The following is an 18,447-nucleotide window of genomic DNA, read 5'->3' as shown; positions in this document are numbered from 1 at the left end:
AGCTATCACAAAAATAGGATTTATAGCGTTGCAAGCAAACAAACATTTATTTCCTCTCCTATTTGTGTTGTTAATGGGCATGGTGGCTTCAGCGCAAGAAGACACCCTAGTTCCGTTACCCATTAAAGCGACTAAGGATACCATAACCGCCCCTTTGCTAACGACCAATATTCTTAACGATTCCACTGGCATTGACGCCGTTGAAAACGATACGCTGCCCAAAAAAAAGAGCTATTTGTTGGACAAAATAGCATATAAGGCCAAAGATTATGTGCGCATCAGCCAAAAAGAACAAAAAATCTATTTGTACGATGAGGCCGAGATCAAATATCAAGATACCGAGCTGAAAGCGGGCATTATCGTACTCGATTATATCAAAAACGAAGTCTATGCCGGCCGTATGTACAACCCTGCCGATAGCACATACTCACAACTGCCCTATTTCAAGCAGGGTGACCAAGAGGTGATTCCCGACTCGATACGGTTCAATTTTGATACCGAAAAAGCCCTGATCTTCAACTCCCGTACCGAACAGCAGCCAACTTTGGGCGCATTGGGCAGCGATGCGATGAAGGTATTGGCCCAGGTCACCAAAAAAGAGAACGACTCGGTGTATTTTTTAAAGGATGGCAAACTGACCACCTCAAAAGACACCATAGACCCCGATTATTATATACGTGTCAGAAAGGCGAAGTTTGTGCCGGGCAAGAAAATAATCGCCGGTTTCAGCAATATGTACATTGTTGATGTGCCCACGCCCATTGCCCTGCCATTTGCCTATTTTCCGTTAACCACGGGAAGAACCGCCGGACTTATTTTCCCCACCTTTGGCAACGACCCGCAACGGGGATATTTCATCCAAAACGGCGGCTATTATTTTCCCATTAGTGAATACGTCGATTTCAGCATTCTGGGTGATTTTTTTACCAACGGCAGCTACGGCTTTAGGGCACAGTCGATCTATGCGAAACGGTATCGGTTTAGGGGCAACATCAATTTTCGGTTCGAGAATCTGATTACCAGTCAAAAGGGCTTTTCCGATTTTAGTCGAAATACACTGTACAATTTACAGATCAGCCACACCCAAGACCCCAAGGCCAACCCCAACTCGCGGTTTTCGGCTTCGGTGAACCTTGGTAGCAGCAATTATTATCGTGAATCGGCCAATCAAGTAAACCTGGCCAATACGCAGAACAACAACCTATCTTCCTCCATATCATACTCAAAGACATTTCCGTCCTACCCATCGGTGAATGTCAGTATAACGGCGACCCATAACCAAAACACGAACACCGAGGCCATTAATTTAACATTGCCGACAGTGCAGGCAAGTATGGAGCGTATTTTTCCGTTTGCAAAGCGTGATGGCATCAAAAAAGGAATCATTCAAAACATCAACCTGCAGTACAATTTAAGAGCCGAAAACCGCCTTACCACTACAGACTCGCTCTTTTTCACCCCAAAAATGTTCGACAATGCCAAGGTGGGTGCCCGGCACACCATACCGGTGAGCACCAACTTTAAGGTCGCCAAATATTTTAGTGTGAGCCTTGGGGCCAACTATGAGGATGTTTGGACACTCGAAACCTTTGAAAGAGGGCTCGATCCTGATGACCCTGACAGCAACCGGGAGGTAGTCTTGGACACCATTAACGGTTTTGACCGATATAACCGTTATGGACTCAACGCCAGCATAGGCACAACCCTTTATGGTACATGGAATTTTGGGGAAGACAAAAAAATACAGGCCATTCGGCATGTGATGCGACCATCGATTGGTTGGGGCTACACCCCTTCGTTTGATCAGTTCTATGACACCTACACCAATTTGGATGGTGAAGAAGTACTATACAGTCGCTTTGAGGGCACACTGAACGGCGCACCCAGTCTGGGCAAGTCAAATTCGGTAAGTTTCTCGCTACAGAACACCTTAGAGGCCAAGGTGCGCGATAAAGATTCCACCGCTACTGAACCCAAGAAAATATCTCTGTTGAGCAACCTCAACTTCTCGACCTCGTATAACTTTGAGGCCGATTCCCTAAAGCTTTCCCCTATCAGTTTTAACGGGGGCACGCGTATTTTGAACGAGAAGATGAGCATCAACTTTACGGGAAGCCTAGATCCCTATGCTATAGACAATACCGGTAGGCGGATCAATACCTTCAACATCAACAGCGGAGGCGGGCTGTTTCGTTTGACTAGGGCCGGTCTCAATGTCAGCTACCAGCTCAACAGCGAAACCTTCAAGAAAAAAGAAAAAGGCGATGCAGACGATGGCCCAGATAGCAATGACTATTACCGCGCTAGTAGCGGTGGGCGGGCCGATGACCTGTTCGGCGAAGGTTTTGACACGGGCATCGACCGTGGTTTTGATGATCGCCGAAAGGATGATGACGACGAAGAAGTGCCCATATACAACTCGAAATTGCCCTGGGACCTTCGTCTAGCCTATGCCACCACATATAACAACAGCAATCGACAAGGTGAGATCACCAATAATTCACTGATGTTTTCGGGCAACCTTGAATTGACGCCCAAATGGAGTTTGGGCTTCTCGTCGGGCTACGATTTCAAAAACAAGGGCTTTACCTTGACCCAGTTCAGGTTCGCCAGAAATCTGGGAAGCTTCGACCTGCGTTTTAACTGGGTTCCCTTCGGAAGAAATGAACGGTGGGATTTCTTCATCGGCATCAGCAGTTCCATCTTACAAGATGTAAAATGGGAGCAACGAAGCCAGCGCAGGCTGGGCAGAAGGTAGTATCGGATTGTTGGATGTTGGATAAATGAATTAAATTGTCGGTAAATACGAAAAACAGTGAAGAAAATCATAAACACACCCTATGCCCCAGCGCCCATCGGCCCCTACAACCAAGCGGTACTCTCCAACGGCACACTGTACATTTCGGGGCAAATACCCATGGACCCCACAACGGGAGAATTGATCAAGGGTGATATCAAAATGGAGGCCCAACAATGTATGAAAAACCTAAAGGCCATTCTTGCCGAAGCAGGAATGACCTTTGAAAATGTGGTAAAGACCTCCATATTCTTAAGTGACATGCACCAGTTTGCCGCGGTAAACGAGGTCTACGCCTCTTTCTTCAACGCAGAAACGGCCCCGGCAAGGGAAACCGTGGAGGTCGCCAACCTGCCCAAGTTCGTCAATGTCGAGATTTCAATGATCGCCGTTAAATAGTTTTCCTGTGAAACTCAACAAGACCGTCTATGGGGCGTTGGTGAATGACCCCTAAAATCAGGTCGTTGTTCTTTAAAACCGTTTCCAGCTCTTCTCTTAGGTAATGGGCAATGCTTCCCACAAAACTGATAGGCACTTTTGTCGCCAGCTCAAACTGCATGATATGGTTGTTGACAAACTGCTGAAATCCCTTGTGTATCACACCTTTGCAATACGGGTGCTCTTTGTTCTCGACAATGAACCTGGCAAACTTTGCCAAGTATGTATTGGGGTTCGGCTGTTTGTATAGGTTCTCTTTGATGACATCGGCATCCAAATTGTACTCTTTGGCGAATTTGATGCCCAAGTCTTGTGGCATCTTGTGGTAATAATAGTCGCGCAGCAGCTTTCTTCCGAAGAAATTGCCACTGCCGTCATCCATCAATATATAGCCAAGCGAAAGTACCTTTTGAAAAAGCTGGTGACCATCGTAATAACTACAATTTGAACCTGTGCCCAGTATGCATACAATGGCGGGCTCACCTATTTTTGTGGTCGAATAGATCGCCGCAAAGGTATCTTCTTTGACCTCTATCTTGGCATTGGGAAAGAAATCAGCAAAAATGCCCTTTAAAAACCGTTTCATTCTATCGGTACCGCAACCGGCACCGTAGAAAAACAATTGGGTAACCTTTTCTCTATTCTTGGAAAGCTCAAAATTATTGGCCAAACGATCTTCGATGACCTCTTTGGTCAATACTTCGGGACTCAGACCCAAAGTTTGTGTATTAAAAAGCTGGTTGCCCTTCTCATCGAGGGCTATCCAATCTGACTTGGTGGCCCCACTATCAACAATCAAAATCATATGTCTGCTTGGTTAGGTGCGCCTGGTTTACAGACTGGCTACGTGTTCGGCCAAATCGACCAGCTTGTTCGAATAACCGGCCTCATTGTCGTACCATGATACCACCTTGAAAAACTTGGAATTCAATTCGATTCCGGCACCGGCATCAAAAATACTCGTACGGGCATCACCCACAAAGTCTTGGGAGACCACCGCTTCTTCAGTGTAGCCCAAAATACCTTTCAAGCTGCCTTCTGATGCCCTCTTGAATGCTTTCTTGATCTCTTCATAGGAGGTTTCCTTTTCAAGTCGTACGGTCAAGTCGACCACCGATACGTCTGCAGTGGGCACACGGAACGCCATTCCGGTCAATTTTCCTTCCAGCTCAGGAATTACCTTGGTCACCGCCTTTGCAGCGCCTGTTGAAGCAGGAATGATATTGATCATGGCACTTCTTCCTCCCCTATAATCTTTTTTAGATGGGCCGTCGACGGTCAATTGTGTCGCCGTGGTGGCGTGAACCGTGGTCATCAAGCCTTCTTCGATACCGAACTCATCGTTCAACACTTTGGCCAATGGCGCCAAGCAGTTGGTGGTGCATGATGCATTGGAAATAATCTTGTCGCTGGCCTTTACCTTGTCGTGGTTGACACCCATTACAAACATGGGGGCATCTTTTGAAGGTGCTGAGATGACGACCTTCTTGGCTCCGCCATCAATGTGGTACTGGGCCGTTTCAAGGGTGGTAAAAATTCCGGTGCATTCTGCGACGATTTCGGCACCGACCTCATCCCACTTTAAATTTTTGGGATCTCTTTCGGCTGTGATACGGACTGTTTTACCGTTTACTACCAAATGGCCGTCTTTTACCTCTACGGTACCGTCAAATTTGCCATGTACAGAATCGTATTTCAATAGATATGCAAGGTGCTCTACATCCAACAAATCGTTGATGGCAACCACCTCTACGTTGTCACGTTTCACGGTTGACCTGAATACCAATCTACCAATCCTACCAAATCCGTTAATTCCTATTTTTAGTGTTGACATGTTACTGTTTTTTTAAGATTATACCCTATGTTGTCATTATATCGGAAACCCTGATGAGTTCCTCATCAATGGCGGTATGTGCGCTAATGGCCTCTTCAATCGGAACGAGTACCAATTTAGTATCGCGTATACCTACCATATAGTTCGATTTACCCTGTCTAAGGGCCTCTACCGCCTTTACGCCCATTCTACTGGCCAATACCCTGTCAAAGCAGGTTGGTGAGCCACCTCTTTGTATATGGCCCAGTACAGAGACCCTAACATCGTAAATGGGCAGGTGTTCTTCAACATATTCTTTTAGCTCAAATACGTTTTTTCCAGTTTTATCGCCCTCGGCCACAATCACGATGCTCGATGATTTACCTGATTTCTTACTTCTTTTCAACGAATCGAGCAGTCGCTCAAGTCCCAGGTTCTGCTCGGGAATCAATATTTCTTCGGCACCGGCGCCAACCCCTGCGTTCAAAGCGATGTGGCCCACATCGCGGCCCATCACCTCAACAAAGAACAGCCTGTTGTGCGAACTGGCGGTATCACGAATCTTGTCAATGGCCTCGACCACTGTATTAATGGCCGTATCAAAACCTATGGTATACGAGGTGCCCAAGATATCGTTGTCTATGGTACCCGGAATACCGATTACCGGAAAGCCAAATTCCTTATTGAACAATAATGCACCGGTAAAACTGCCATTGCCACCGATTACCACAAACGCATCGATGTTGTGCTTTCTGAGCTGTTCGTAAGCCTTTTGCCTTCCCTCTTTTGTTCTGAACTCTTCACAGCGGGCCGATTTCAAGACCGTGCCGCCCTTATTGATGATATTGTTGACGCTACGGGCGTCCATCTCTTTGAAATCGCCCTCTATCATTCCTTGATATCCTCTGTATATGGCCACACATTCCAACTCCATGTAGGCACATGTACGCACCACCGAACGAATGGCAGCATTCATTCCGGGAGAATCCCCCCCAGAGGTCAATACCGCTATTTTCTTGATTTCTGAAGCCATTTGAAATTTTGCGACTTCAAAACTAGCAAACTTATTTCAAAGAACTTGTACGTTCCACGGCTTATTTGCAATCAACAAAAAACTCAAACGTTTTCGTTTTATTTTCTGTTTTTTTGCCTTATCAATTTTGCGGATTTCACATTCTATTTTGGGGGGTCGGTCTTGGTTCGGAAGCGCACCAAACTGTCTTTGCCCATCACATTTGATGGTGCGTTGGCAGACGGTTTTTTCGCCTCTGGATCTTTGTTTTTTTGAAAGACCCTTCGAAGTAGGTCTCTGAAACTGTTGAAATCTACCTGATAGGAAAGTCCCAGACCTTGGGTATAGCCCTGCCGCTCTGACAAAAACTGTTGTATTTGGTTCTCTCTATTAAAGATTTTGGCACTCAGGGTGCCTTCTTCGTTGAGCAATACCTGTACTTCAACATCACCCGCCACCACGGTCTCTGAAACACCGCCCACCGGCACCCCTACCCGACCGTTTACCAATATTCGGTCTGAAATTTGGGTGGAAACGGTGACGCCAATCCTATCTTCTGAGGATATTTCGGCACTTTGGTTTAAAAGGCCTTGCTCATACGACAGTCCAAAATTGAACTTGTCATTGTTGCCCGCCAAGATCTGGTTCAAAAGCCCCGATGCAGTCTGTATCAGGTTACCGGTCACGGCCTGCTGATTGAGCCCAGTCTGCTCGTTCACAAAAGTGCCCTGTGCCAAAAGAAAAAAGGCATTTCGCTCTTCGAAAGTGGGGTCTTGTAGACGGTACTCCAATTCGCTCTTCACCACTGAACTGGTTCCCGGGAACTCGATGTTAAATTGAATACTGGGACTTTCAAGCTCGCCATCGAGCCTCACCACCACCTCTGTGGGGATTCTCCCCCTATATCCGGTATTGGCCAACAAGGGCGCCGGGTTGGCCGTAAGCGAATAAACGGCCTCCATATTCAATTGAGCTGCAAGTGGGTCACCCTCCCAAAGAATAGTACCTCCGGGGCGCACCTTAAATTTTTTGTCAATGATACCACCGAAACGGTAATTATATTCGCCGGTCACCACGACAAACTCACCATACATGTTGAACTTTCCGTTGGTGTTGATCTCGATCAGCAAAATACCCTCACCCGTACCTTTTAATGAACTGCCCGTACTGCGGTCTACCACAATCTCTACCTCTGCATCTGGTGTTACCTCTAGGTCAAAGGCCATCTCAAGCCCCTTATACTCATCGAGTACCCGTTGGGCCTCAATCGTCTTCTCTTCGTTTTTTTCGATAAAATTGATGAAGGAATAGTCGCCCACACTGGTCACATCACTTAGCGGTATTTTCAAAGAGGTGCCCCTAGCGGTTTTGGCATTCTCCATGGTTATGTTTAAGGCATCGGTAGGGCCAAATATGCGCCCAGTTCCATTAATGAAACCCGTTCCATAGTACAAGGCTTCCTCGTCAAAATCAGTGTTCAGCACCAAGAAGCGGCCATTGTTGGTGTTCAGGTCAAAGTTAAGGGTCCAATCATCAAAGGCCATGTGGCTAATGGTGCCATCTAAGATGGCCGTGGTGCCCTCTGCCACATCGGTCAAACCGATGTTCTCAAAATAAAAGGTCTGCCCGAAAAGTCGAACCTTTGAAAGGGGCGCAAAATCGTAATCGACGTTCAAGTAGGGAATACCCAGACCTGCATCGGTAAGCGTAAGCTCTCCATTTATTTCAGGATTGGAGGCACTGCCCGTAATCGTGGCACTACCGTTAACAAGGCCCCTAATGTTCGAAATAACATCCTCCCCCAAGGGGCTAAAGGGCAAAAGGTCAAAGTTGCTAAAAGATGAATTGAGGTTGAACTCTACCTTATTGTTGTGGTTGAACACCTTGCCGTTAATGCCCAGTTTCTCAACCCCCTTGTCAGACAACCAGGTATTGACCCCAAATTCGGTTAGGTCGTTATTGCCAAAAATGCCAATTTCCAAATCACCCAAACGAATATCGTTGACACTAAAATCATCGATTGACATATTGGAAGTGGGCAGGTACTTCTTTTCTTTCTGAAGAATGTTCAAAGACCCGTTCACCGAGCCATCTAACCGTAGGCTGTCGATAGACGGGGTAATCTTGCGCAGCGATACAATCTTGAACTGAAGCTCGAGGTCTTTATAGGTAGAGTCGGCCAACTCACCCCTTAGACGGATCTGTTCTTGATTGTTATTGTTCATTACAACCTCTTCGATCCTAATACTGTCGAGGGTCTTGTTGAAGATGACCTTGTTCTTGCTGTTGCCTTCCTTATTGAGGGTCCATGTGTTTCCCTTGAAGCTGACTTCTGATTTTTTCAGGCCCACAACCGACTTGTTGTCCTCGTTGAAAGTGTGGTAGAAATTCAGCCGATAACTGTCGTTGTACTCACTACCACCCGTGAATTCCGTTCTAAAGAACAGCGTGTCTTTTAAAGTGGTGTTGATGAGGTTGAAGTCTTTTATATCGTAGTATACGGTGGCCATTTCATCAACCGATAAAAAGGTGTTGAAAAGGGGGTTCTTATTGTCTATCTTCAGTTCAATGTTCTTGAATTCATTTTTAAATGCCTCGATGTTCGGCGATTTGAAGGTTAGCTTGAAATCGCCCTCATCGGCCACAATATTGCCTCGAATATAGGTATCGGGGCCAAACTTGACCTCTGGAAAGAAAACATCGACAATCTTATTGTAGATCTTTAGGTTGAATGAAACCGTTTGGCCTCCTGAAATTTCATAGGGTTTGTAATTGGTGTAGATGCTTCCTATCGAATTCTGGACCAACTTGCCCATTTCACGTACCCTAAAATTCCCCTTTACATATCCCGTGATGATATCTGGCGATATTATCTGTATGTTTCGAACAGAATCACTCTCAAAGGTCGACGATACGGCAAAATCATCAAAAAAGTAAATATCATTTTTGTTTTGATAGGTAGTGTTCGAAAAGCGTATGTCCCCTACAATATTATCAAGATCGTTGCCCGTTATGTCCATATTGACATTGCCCTTGAAAATGGCCACACTGTCATCGATAAAGTTCATCGCCTTGAGATTGGCGTAGTCGGCATCGGCAGTAAAGTTGAAGGTATTTTGCTCTTCGCTAAAATCAGCCAAACCTTTAAAATCGAACCTGAAATTTTTGTCGTTGACCAGCAGTGTACCGTCAAACAATTGATTTTTTAAAATTCCCGAAACCTTTATGTTCTGGTAGTTGTACCCATTGAACTCGAGGCTGTATATATCGCCAATGGCCTCAGTATTCAGGTATTCAGCGATAAAGCCCTTGCCCTCTACATTCACATCGAGAGTTGTTTTGCCAAAATTGGGGTCATCTATAAAGTCTCCCAAATCAAAATCCATCAATGAAATGAACCCCAAATATGAGGCATCATCAATATTGTCGATATTGGTCATCTGCAGGTTCGAATAGGTGCTACCGATTGCCGTGTGGAGGTTTACTTGGGCATCGATTGAACTTTCGGTCACCTCTGCATCGCCCCGAATGGTAAACTGCCCAAATTTTCGAAACGAGCTGGGCAGGGTGTTGTCTCCCAAAATCTGGGGCAACAAGCTTCTAAGTTCATAATAACTTGAGGTTACATTTTCCATCTCGGCATTCATAACAAAGGGCGCCTGTTCGGTAAACATGTTGCGAAAATTGAAATTTCCGCGGATACCGGTATTGTCAGACCTAAGAATCAGTCCATCAATATCCAGATTGTTAAGAACACCTGAAACTTGCATGGTAAAAGTGGCCACCTTGTTGGTGCCAAACTCGTTAAAGTACTTATTGATTTCATTGAATGCCACGGTCGATTCCTCAAAATGGCCCTCGACCTGTACCTTATCAACAAAGTCTTTTAAATCTTTGCGGTCATACTTGAAAACCAGGCCGCCTTGCAATGCCGATTCGGGAGTTTTTATGAACAGCGAATCAAAACGCATCTGTTGTTTGGTGTAGGTAAACTCGGCAGAAAGTTTTTCAAGGTGCATGTCGCGCTTGCTCAAAAAAGACAAAGCCTCGATTTTTGTCGTTACATCTGGCCCCAAAATCTGAAAATCATGGGCCAATATGGCGAGTTGCTTAAAATGCAATTGCTCAACCGGCTCGGCATTCTCGTCTGATAGTTTAAAACGGCTATCGGCAATATTGATTTCTGAGGAAGACAGAAAAAATGGGGGTGTACCCGGGTCGCGGGGCTTGCCATCATCCAACTTATCGATAAAGACGTCCAGATTGGTAAAGTCCTCATCCTGATATGTTTTCAGGTTCAAATACAGGCCGTTGACCTCAATATCGCCAAATTCCATCTTGTTATTGGCCATGCCCCGAAGGTTTAAGATCGAGGTGGAGAGCTTTTGTACATAGATAAGGGTATCTTTTTTGTAGTCTTCAATATAAATACCCTTGAGGCCTGTGTTCAATGATAGCAGCGAGAGCTGCACCCTTTCTATACCGATGTTGGTGCCAAAATCTTCGTTGATCCTATCGGTGACTTTTTTGGCCAGTGAGGTCTGCACCACCGGAAGCGACAATACCAACGAGCCCAACACTGCCAACAGCAGAATAACCAAAACCGTTCTGACAAGTATTTTACGAAGCTTTTTGATAGGGCATTGTTTTTATCTTTGTACGACCAATTTTTGTTCCAAATACCAATGATTGCCGAAAAAAAATACATCTTGGCCATTGAATCGTCCTGTGATGACACTTCAGCCGCTATTTTGTTCAATGACAAAGTGCTGAGCAATGTGGTGGCCTCACAAGAAATACATGAGCAATACGGGGGGGTGGTGCCTGAATTGGCATCAAGGGCACACCAACAAAACATCGTTCCCGTAGTGCACCAGGCACTGGCCATGGCAAATATCGACAAAAAACAGCTTTCGGCCATAGCCTTTACACGTGGGCCCGGCCTGCTCGGTTCTCTTTTGGTGGGTACTTCGTTTGCCAAGTCAATGGCCCTCGGACTAAACATACCCTTGATCGAGGTCAACCATATGCAGGCACATATTTTGGCACACTTTATAGCGGACGAAAACAGTGCCCGACCAAACTTTCCCTTTTTGGCCATGACCATTAGTGGAGGGCACACACAGATTGTCTTGGTGAAGGGGTATTTCGATTTGGAAATTTTAGGTGAAACGCTTGACGATGCCGTCGGCGAGGCCTTTGACAAAAGTGCCAAGCTATTGGGGCTGCCCTATCCTGGCGGGCCATTGATCGATAAATATGCCCAACAAGGGAATCCCAATGCATTCGATTTTCCGAAGCCAAAGGTGGACGGACTCAATTTCAGCTTCAGTGGTTTAAAAACCAGCATTCTATATTTTGTGCAGCGGGAAACCCAAAAAAACGACAGTTTTATTAAAGAGAACCTTTATGACATCTGTGCGTCTATACAGCACACCATTTTAGAGATTCTAATGGAAAAACTCGCGATGGCCGTAAAACAAACGGGCATCATACAAATTGCCATCGGAGGCGGGGTGGCGGCCAATTCAGGCATCAGGGCCCGCCTAAAAGAAGCGGAGGAAAACCTAGGGTGGAAAACCTTTATCCCCAAATTCGAGTATTGCACCGATAATGCCGCGATGATTGGCATTGTGGGTTATTTAAAATATATTGAGGGTGATTTCAGCAATCAGGCCATTGCCGCCAAAGCCCGGTATGCCATTGATGGCTGATGCATACATATGCACCTGATTTTCATTTTGGGCAGCCTGCCCCTAAGAAATTCTTATTACTCAGAGAAATGTTGTACAACAACTATTTCAATGGGTGGCACAGTACAGAACAGTGAACCGATACGACAACTAGAACCATGCGCTACAACCAAGAATTTGCCAGACGCATCAGTGCCGCCCTAAAAAGCTTTCCTGAAAAATTCGAGGAAAAAAAGATGTTTGGCGGCATTGCCTATCTCTATAAAGGAAAAATGACGGTGGGTATCGTAAAAGATGACCTGATGGTTCGTGTTGTAGAGGCAAAAATGCCAGCTGCACTGCAAAAACCACATGTAAGGCCCATGGACTTTACCAAGCGTCCGATGAAAGAGTTTGTATTTGTGTCGCCAGAAGGATGCACCACAGAGCAGGTACTACATTACTATATCGAACTAGGCCTCGAACATGCCAAAAGCAAGTTAAAAAACTGAACCATGCAGCTATTCTACAATGCCGACCTCGACAACAGCTCTAAACAGTTCAACTTTTCATCTGAAGAGAGCAAACATATTGTGAAGGTTTTACGAAAAAGAGCAGGCGACCTACTTACCATCACGAACGGAAAAGGATATTTGTTCGAGGCTGAGATTTTGGCCGCCGACCCCAAAAAATGCAGGGCACAGATCGTAAGGGTAAAAAAAACAATCCCCAGGTTGCACAGCCTTCACATGGCCGTGGCACCCACCAAGATGAACGACCGATATGAGTGGTTCTTGGAGAAAGCCACCGAGATCGGGGTAAACGAATTTTCGCCCATTCGATGCGACCATTCCGAAAGAAAGGTCATCAAACACGAACGCTACCAAAAAGTGATACAATCGGCCATGAAACAGTCGCTTCAGACTTTCTTGCCCAAATTGAACCCACTGGTTGATTTCAAGACCTTTGTTGAGCAGGACCATCAAGGACTCAAATTCATCGCACATTGCGCCGAAGGCGACAAGATGGAGCTAAAGCGCAGCGTTGCGCCCGACAAAGATGTCATAATATTGATAGGGCCAGAAGGCGATTTTTCTGAAGAAGAGATTTCGTTGGCCGTAAAAAATGGCTTTGTTCCCGTGTCGTTGGGTCCCAATCGTCTCAGGACCGAAACAGCGGCCTTGGTGGCCTGTACCATAGTGGCCATGATAAACCATTGAGGGCCCTGTTCTGAACAGGGCAAACCAAAAAATACCGTAAATTTGAAAGTATTCAATCAAATGCAAATGCGGCAGCTTTCCCTACACCTTTTGGTTCTTTTGTTTTTGGCAACGGCCATTGGGCATTCGCAACAAATCGGTATCCTTAAATATGGCGGCGGTGGCGATTGGTATTCAAATCCGACCGCATTGCCAAACTTGATTTCGTTCTGCAATTCCAATATCAATACAGATATCGACCCCAAAATTGAAACGGTCAAGGTGGGCAGTGTCAATATTTTCCAGTTTCCATTTTTGCACATGACGGGGCACGGCAATGTATTTTTCTCAACCGAAGAGGCCAAAAACCTACGCACCTATCTACTTTCGGGAGGGTTCCTGCATGTAGATGACAGTTATGGCATGGACCCCTACTTCAGAAGGGAAATCAAAAAAGTGTTTCCAGATAAGGAACTGGAAGAATTGGGTGCAGACCACCCGATCTTTGACCAAACCTTTCAATTTGTAGATGGGCTGCCCAAGATCCATGAACACGATGCCAAGCGGCCCCAAGCCTTTGGCATTTTTCATGAAGGCCGCTTGTTACTGCTCTACACATACGAAAGTGATCTGGGCGACGGCTGGGAAGACCCTGCAGTACACAACGACCCTGAAGAAGTGCGCACCAAGGCCCTTCAAATGGGAGCGAACATTATAGAATATGTCTTTTCATCATGAATGTGAAACCCTCTTCGAATACCATTGCCAACGGCATCGTAAAGGCGGTCGCCATTTTGGCCGCCATCTACTTGGCCCTTTTGTTTCTTTATAAAATCCGTTCGGTCTTGGCGTATTTGGCCATTGCCGCAGTAGTGGCACTGTTGGGCCGGCCAATCGTCATATTCCTTAGGCAACGGCTGAAGTTTCCGAATACGATTGCCGTGATTGCCACCATAGTCTTCTTTCTCGGAATCTTTGTGGGCATTATAGCCCTATTTGTTCCCCTGATCAACGAACAGAGCAGAAACCTTTCACTGCTCGACCTCGAGGCCCTGAAAGCCGATGTGAACACCCTGTACCTGCAGATTACGGACTACTTTGGCACCAGCGCGGCCAATGTAAATGAAATGATCGAAGAATCCGATATTGAAAAAAACATTCTTGAAGGACTGAACCTAGGGTTTATACCCGACTTTTTGAATTCGTTTATGAACGTGCTCAGCACCTTGAGCATCGGCCTTTTTTCGGTACTCTTCATTTCGTTTTTCTTTTTGAAAGACAGTAAACTGATGCAAAACGGTCTACTCACCTTTGTGCCCGACAACAAAGAGAGCAACTTGACAAAATCAATCGACAAGATCAACGGACTGCTGTCGCGCTATTTCGGGGGCATATTGCTACAGTTGTTCATTCTCTTTGTGATCTATACGGTAACCCTGCTCATTGTCGGTATCGAAAATGCCATCGTCATCGCATTTCTGTGCGCCCTTTTCAACATCATCCCATATGTGGGGCCCATCATCGGTGGGGTGATCATGCTCACCCTTACCATGACCAGTAATTTGGGTATGGATTTCAAGAGCGTCATCTTACCAAAAGCGGGTTATGCTTTAATAGGATTGGTCATCGGACAACTGGTGGACAACTTCTTTTCGCAACCGTTTATTTTTTCAAATAGTGTTCGCTCCCATCCGCTTGAAATCTTTTTGATCATCATCATCGCCGGCCTGCTCTTCGGTATTGTGGGAATGATCGTTGCCGTACCAGGATACACCGCCATAAAGGTCATTTTGAAGGAGTTTTTGGCCGAAAACAGTTTCGTGAGGAAGTTTACCAAAAACTTATAGCATCGATTTGAATAAAAATATATTAAAAACTGGCGTACAGACCTTTATAGATAAAGAATGGAATGCTGACATCATGTCAGTTTTGCTTAAAAAGCCCGTTTTTGAGGATATTTTGCAACAAGAGCTCGTTCAGCAGCTCGAAGGTAAGAAAAAGAGCAAGGACAAGCTCCCCACTTGGTTCAATACAATGGGTATTTACTATCCGAAAAAACGGAATCTCGAACAAACTTCCTCAGAGATCACGGCTGCCTATAAAGCAGCGCTGGTAAGTGGAAAATCGCTGGTCGACCTTACCGGTGGCTTCGGTGTGGACACCTATTTTTTTTCCAATAAAATAGCGCGGGTAGACCATTGTGAAATCGATGCCGAACTAAGTGAAATCGTGGCTCACAATTTTTCGCTTTTCGGGATTGAAAATGTTTCCTTCCACACTAAAGACGGAATGGAATTTTTAAAAGAGTGCAATGGCAAGGCCGATTGGGTATATGCCGATCCATCTAGAAGGGACGACAAAAAAGGTCGCGTGTTTCTTTTGAAGGACTGTGAGCCCGACATCGTCGGAAATCTTGATACCATACTCGAAAAGACAGCAAATGTTTTGCTCAAGACCTCTCCCCTGCTCGATATTTCACAGGGAACCAAAGAATTGAAGCATGTGGCCAAAATATATGTGGTGGCCTTAAAAAACGAAGTAAAGGAACTGCTATGGGTGTTGAAAAAGGGATATCGAAAGGAACCACAAATAATCACTGCAAACCTTATGGGCGACAGTGTCCAGCATTTTTCCTTTTTCCCTTCCGAAGAAAGGAATGTGAAGGTCAATATTGGCCCGCCATCTAAATTTCTATACGAGCCCAATGCTGCTATTTTAAAGGCAGGGGCCTTTAAATTGATCGCAGATCGTTTTGGCATTCAAAAGCTTCATGAACACTCGCATTTATATACATCAAATAGGTTGATTGATTTCCCCGGAAGATGTTTTGCCATACAATCCGTTATTCCCTACGGGAAAAAGACCTTAAAAGAATTGGAGGGTGAAAAGGCCAATGTTACGGTGCGAAATTTCCCGGAAGCCGTGGCGACAATTCGAAAAAAGCACAAAATCAAGGGTGGGGGCGATACCTTCTTGTTTTTTACAACTAATATGCATGGAAAATTAATTGTACTGAAGTGCACTAAAATCTAGTTAGGGCAGGGCCATTTGAAGTTCGCTACCTTGTCATTGCTTCCTGCCGAAAGGTTATAGTGCCACCATTCGGTTCGTATGGCCCAAAATCCGTGTTTTTCCATGGTTTCTTTCAACAATTTACGGTTCTGCAAAACTTCATCGGGCAATTCGGTGAATTCGTGGTGCGCCTTTTTTCCGAAGAAGTCAAAATCGGTGCCCATATCAAGCTCATTGCCTTGCATATCGACCAACGTGATATCGACCGCCCCGCCTTTGTTATGAATGGATCCCTTTACAGGATTGGCCACATACTGCGGATTCGGAACCAGTTGCCACATCTTGTACTGCACCGAATTGGGGCGGTAACAGTCGAAAAACTTGATTCTGTAGCCTTTTGATATAAACTCTTTGTTTGCCTTGATCAATGCTTTGGCCGTTTTAACACGGGTATAGCACTCGGCACAGTCATAGACCTTAGCCTTTAAAAAATTGTTTTCTGTGGCATAGCGTATATCATATACAAAATCATCGCTAAAATCTGCCAGCCGCACAAAAGTGGTATCGGCCAGCCCTTCAAAGGATTTTAACTTTTGGACTTCTTGACCAACAGAGCCTTTTGTATCTTTTTCTGCCACCTCGGGCGGTCTTGTTTCGGTCGGTTTCTTTTCAACCTGCTGCCTACAAGAAGAGAGAAGCACCAACATGACAAAGAGAGAAAATCTAAACATCAATCCGCTCGTTTTTGTTCGTTCAACCAGCTGTAAAGTGCCTCAGTGGTAAAGGCTTTCGTCCACGAATCGTGGCCCACCCCTTCATATCTGTTGTATTGCACATCATATCCCATTTCTTTGAGTTTGGCCACCATGGCATCTGATTCTGACACAGAAATAATGGGGTCATCCGCACCATGGAACACCCAAATCGGCATGTTCTTATCGAGCCAATGCGCATAGGGTACGGGCGCCATACCGCAGACTACGGCCAGGGCCGCAAATTTGTTTGGATACTGCACCGCCATATCCCAGGCCGCACTGCCGCCACGGCTGAGCCCGCTCAGGTATATTCGTTGGGGGTCGATTCTATAACGTGACACCACCGAATCAAGCAACTGGTTGACGGCCTGTATGTTCCAAAACTTTTTCTTATGCGGATTTTGCGGAGCCAACACCAAAAACGGAAATTGTTTGCCCTCGGCCAACAGTTTGGGCGGACCGTTCTTTTTTATCTCATCAAGGTTGGCACCAGACTCACCTCCACCATGTAGAAATAACAAAAGTCCGAATTCTTTTTCTGGCTCGGCCTCATAAGGCTCGGGAAAATATAGGTAATAGCGAAGATTCTCAGTGACGGAAACCTGTTGCTGGTCTTCAATGAGCTGGGCATGGGTGGTACAGTTCAAGAAAACTATAGCCCATAACCCGATAACACCGATATTTTTTAACATATTTACTCTTTCATCATGTGGTACACGTTCTGTACATCATCGTCTTCCTCTATCTTTTCAAGGAGCTTTTCAACATCTTCCACCTGTTCGGGGGTAAGTTCTTTAGTAACCTGGGGGATGCGCTCAAAGCCTGAGGAAAGTATTTCAATGCCCCGTGATTCCAACTCTTTTTGAATGGCCCCAAAGCACTCAAATGGGGCATAGATCAAAATGCCATCATCATCAATAAAGACTTCCTCGGCACCAAAATCAATCATGTCCAGTTCCAGTTCCTCGGGGTCTATACCTTCGGCATTGATGCGAAAGTTACAGGTATGGTCAAACATAAACTCCACAGAACCGGAGGTGCCCAAATGGCCTCCATACTTATTAAAATAGCTTCGTATGTTGGCCACAGTTCGCGTATTGTTATCGGTGGCCGTCTCTATCAGAATCGCGATACCATGCGGACCGTAGCCCTCGAACAATACCTCTTTATAATCGCCCTGGGTCTTGTCTGATGCCCGCTTGATAGCCCGTTCAATATTGTCTTTGGGCATATTGACTGCCTTGGCATTCTGTATAACGGCCCGAAGTCTTGCATTGGTGTCTGGATCGGGGCCTCCTTCCTTAACTGCCATCACAATGTCTTTGCCAATACGGGTAAAGGCCTTTGACATGGCCGCCCACCGTTTCAATTTTCGTGCTTTTCTAAATTCAAATGCTCTTCCCATGGTTATTTGACGTCATGTAACGGCCGCAAATTTAACAAAAGCGGAAAACTTAATTGCTCAGGCATTCACGATATCCTCAATGGCGTGGGCAAGTTCAAAATCTTTCCCGGTTACCCCATTGGCATCGTGGGTGTTCAATTGTATGGTCAAAGAATTGTACACGTTCGACCAGTCAGGGTGATGGTTCATTGCCTCACATTCAAAGGCAATGCGCACCATTATTGAAAACGCTTCTTTAAAATCTTTGAATTGATAGGATTTTTGGATGTATCCATCCCCATAGGCCCATCCTTCAAGGCTTGCCAATTTTTCTTCAATTTGGCTATCGGTAAGTTTTTCCATGG

At 45.5% G+C, this 18,447-nt stretch carries 16 protein-coding genes; 8 read left to right on the top strand and 8 right to left on the bottom strand.

Features of this window, described 5'->3' with window-relative positions; translation table 11 throughout:
* The first annotated feature begins 73 nt into the window (after positions 1 to 73).
* Together VC82_RS12310 and VC82_RS12305 are read left to right on the top strand one after the other, a co-directional pair.
* The gene (locus VC82_RS12310; RefSeq protein WP_245615899.1) at positions 74 to 2,758 is read left to right on the top strand and encodes a putative LPS assembly protein LptD; all 2,685 of its coding nucleotides are present in this window, start codon (positions 74 to 76) and stop codon (positions 2,756 to 2,758) included.
* A gap of 57 nt (positions 2,759 to 2,815) precedes the next feature.
* Positions 2,816 to 3,196 carry a RidA family protein gene (locus VC82_RS12305; protein ID WP_045802630.1) on the top strand — a complete coding sequence of 127 codons (381 nt, stop codon included), beginning with the start codon at positions 2,816 to 2,818 and terminating at the stop codon, positions 3,194 to 3,196.
* On the opposite strand, the gene VC82_RS12300 is transcribed toward VC82_RS12305, so the two are convergent.
* The 4 genes from VC82_RS12300 to VC82_RS12285 form a co-directional block, all read right to left on the bottom strand.
* Positions 3,189 to 4,040: an N-acetylglucosamine kinase gene (locus VC82_RS12300; RefSeq protein ID WP_045802629.1), complete on the bottom strand. Its 852-nt coding sequence runs from the start codon at positions 4,038 to 4,040 to the stop codon at positions 3,189 to 3,191. The two genes, VC82_RS12305 and VC82_RS12300, sit on opposite strands and share 8 nt — an antisense overlap.
* Positions 4,041 to 4,067: 27 nt before the next feature.
* The gene (gap, locus tag VC82_RS12295) at positions 4,068 to 5,069 is read right to left on the bottom strand and encodes a type I glyceraldehyde-3-phosphate dehydrogenase (RefSeq protein ID WP_045802628.1); all 1,002 of its coding nucleotides are present in this window, start codon (positions 5,067 to 5,069) and stop codon (positions 4,068 to 4,070) included.
* Positions 5,070 to 5,094: 25 nt separating this feature from the next.
* Positions 5,095 to 6,081 (bottom strand): 6-phosphofructokinase, encoded by a 987-nt coding sequence (pfkA, locus tag VC82_RS12290; protein WP_045802627.1) that lies wholly within the window; start codon positions 6,079 to 6,081, stop codon positions 5,095 to 5,097.
* A gap of 143 nt (positions 6,082 to 6,224) precedes the next feature.
* Positions 6,225 to 10,661, bottom strand: a complete 4,437-nt coding sequence (locus VC82_RS12285; protein ID WP_045802626.1) for a translocation/assembly module TamB domain-containing protein — start codon at positions 10,659 to 10,661, stop codon at positions 6,225 to 6,227.
* An 84-nt stretch (positions 10,662 to 10,745) separates the two neighbouring features.
* Here VC82_RS12285 and tsaD point away from each other — a divergent pair, with 84 nt between their 5' ends.
* The 6 genes from tsaD to VC82_RS12255 all read left to right on the top strand — a co-directional run bounded on the left by tsaD (position 10,746) and on the right by VC82_RS12255 (position 15,964).
* Positions 10,746 to 11,774: a tRNA (adenosine(37)-N6)-threonylcarbamoyltransferase complex transferase subunit TsaD gene (tsaD, locus tag VC82_RS12280; protein ID WP_045802625.1), complete on the top strand. Its 1,029-nt coding sequence runs from the start codon at positions 10,746 to 10,748 to the stop codon at positions 11,772 to 11,774.
* A 137-nt stretch (positions 11,775 to 11,911) separates the two neighbouring features.
* Positions 11,912 to 12,244 carry a TfoX/Sxy family protein gene (locus VC82_RS12275; protein WP_045802624.1) on the top strand — a complete coding sequence of 111 codons (333 nt, stop codon included), beginning with the start codon at positions 11,912 to 11,914 and terminating at the stop codon, positions 12,242 to 12,244.
* Between the two features lie 3 nt (positions 12,245 to 12,247).
* Positions 12,248 to 12,952, top strand: a complete 705-nt coding sequence (locus tag VC82_RS12270) for a 16S rRNA (uracil(1498)-N(3))-methyltransferase (RefSeq protein WP_045802623.1) — start codon at positions 12,248 to 12,250, stop codon at positions 12,950 to 12,952.
* A gap of 66 nt (positions 12,953 to 13,018) precedes the next feature.
* Positions 13,019 to 13,669 carry a DUF4159 domain-containing protein gene (locus tag VC82_RS12265; RefSeq protein WP_045803431.1) on the top strand — a complete coding sequence of 217 codons (651 nt, stop codon included), beginning with the start codon at positions 13,019 to 13,021 and terminating at the stop codon, positions 13,667 to 13,669.
* Positions 13,666 to 14,778, top strand: a complete 1,113-nt coding sequence (locus VC82_RS12260) for an AI-2E family transporter (RefSeq protein WP_045802622.1) — start codon at positions 13,666 to 13,668, stop codon at positions 14,776 to 14,778. The genes VC82_RS12265 and VC82_RS12260 overlap by 4 nt, the downstream gene beginning before the upstream one ends.
* 7 nt (positions 14,779 to 14,785) lie before the next feature.
* A complete protein-coding gene (locus VC82_RS12255) occupies positions 14,786 to 15,964 on the top strand; it encodes a THUMP-like domain-containing protein (protein ID WP_045802621.1) in 1,179 nt (392 codons plus the stop codon).
* On the opposite strand, the gene VC82_RS12250 is transcribed toward VC82_RS12255, so the two are convergent.
* The 4 genes from VC82_RS12250 to VC82_RS12235 are packed head-to-tail and all read right to left on the bottom strand — an operon-like array spanning position 15,961 to position 18,445.
* On the bottom strand, positions 15,961 to 16,674 hold the full coding sequence (locus tag VC82_RS12250) for a M15 family metallopeptidase (RefSeq protein ID WP_045802620.1): 714 nt from the start codon (positions 16,672 to 16,674) through the stop codon (positions 15,961 to 15,963). The two genes, VC82_RS12255 and VC82_RS12250, sit on opposite strands and share 4 nt — an antisense overlap.
* Complete coding sequence (locus VC82_RS12245; RefSeq protein ID WP_045802619.1) at positions 16,674 to 17,390, bottom strand: carboxylesterase family protein; 717 nt, start codon at positions 17,388 to 17,390, stop codon at positions 16,674 to 16,676. The genes VC82_RS12250 and VC82_RS12245 overlap by 1 nt, the downstream gene beginning before the upstream one ends.
* Before the next feature lie 2 nt (positions 17,391 to 17,392).
* Entirely contained in the window at positions 17,393 to 18,103 is a 711-nt protein-coding gene (locus VC82_RS12240) for a YebC/PmpR family DNA-binding transcriptional regulator (RefSeq protein WP_045802618.1), read from the bottom strand.
* Positions 18,104 to 18,160: 57 nt separating this feature from the next.
* Complete coding sequence (locus VC82_RS12235; protein ID WP_045802617.1) at positions 18,161 to 18,445, bottom strand: 4a-hydroxytetrahydrobiopterin dehydratase; 285 nt, start codon at positions 18,443 to 18,445, stop codon at positions 18,161 to 18,163.
* Positions 18,446 to 18,447: the final 2 nt, after the last annotated feature.

Source organism: Flagellimonas lutaonensis (assembly GCF_000963865.1).
Lineage (GTDB): Bacteria > Bacteroidota > Bacteroidia > Flavobacteriales > Flavobacteriaceae > Flagellimonas_A > Flagellimonas_A lutaonensis.
Note: the sequence above shows the minus strand (reverse complement) of the source record. Positions and strands in the feature narration are given on the sequence as shown.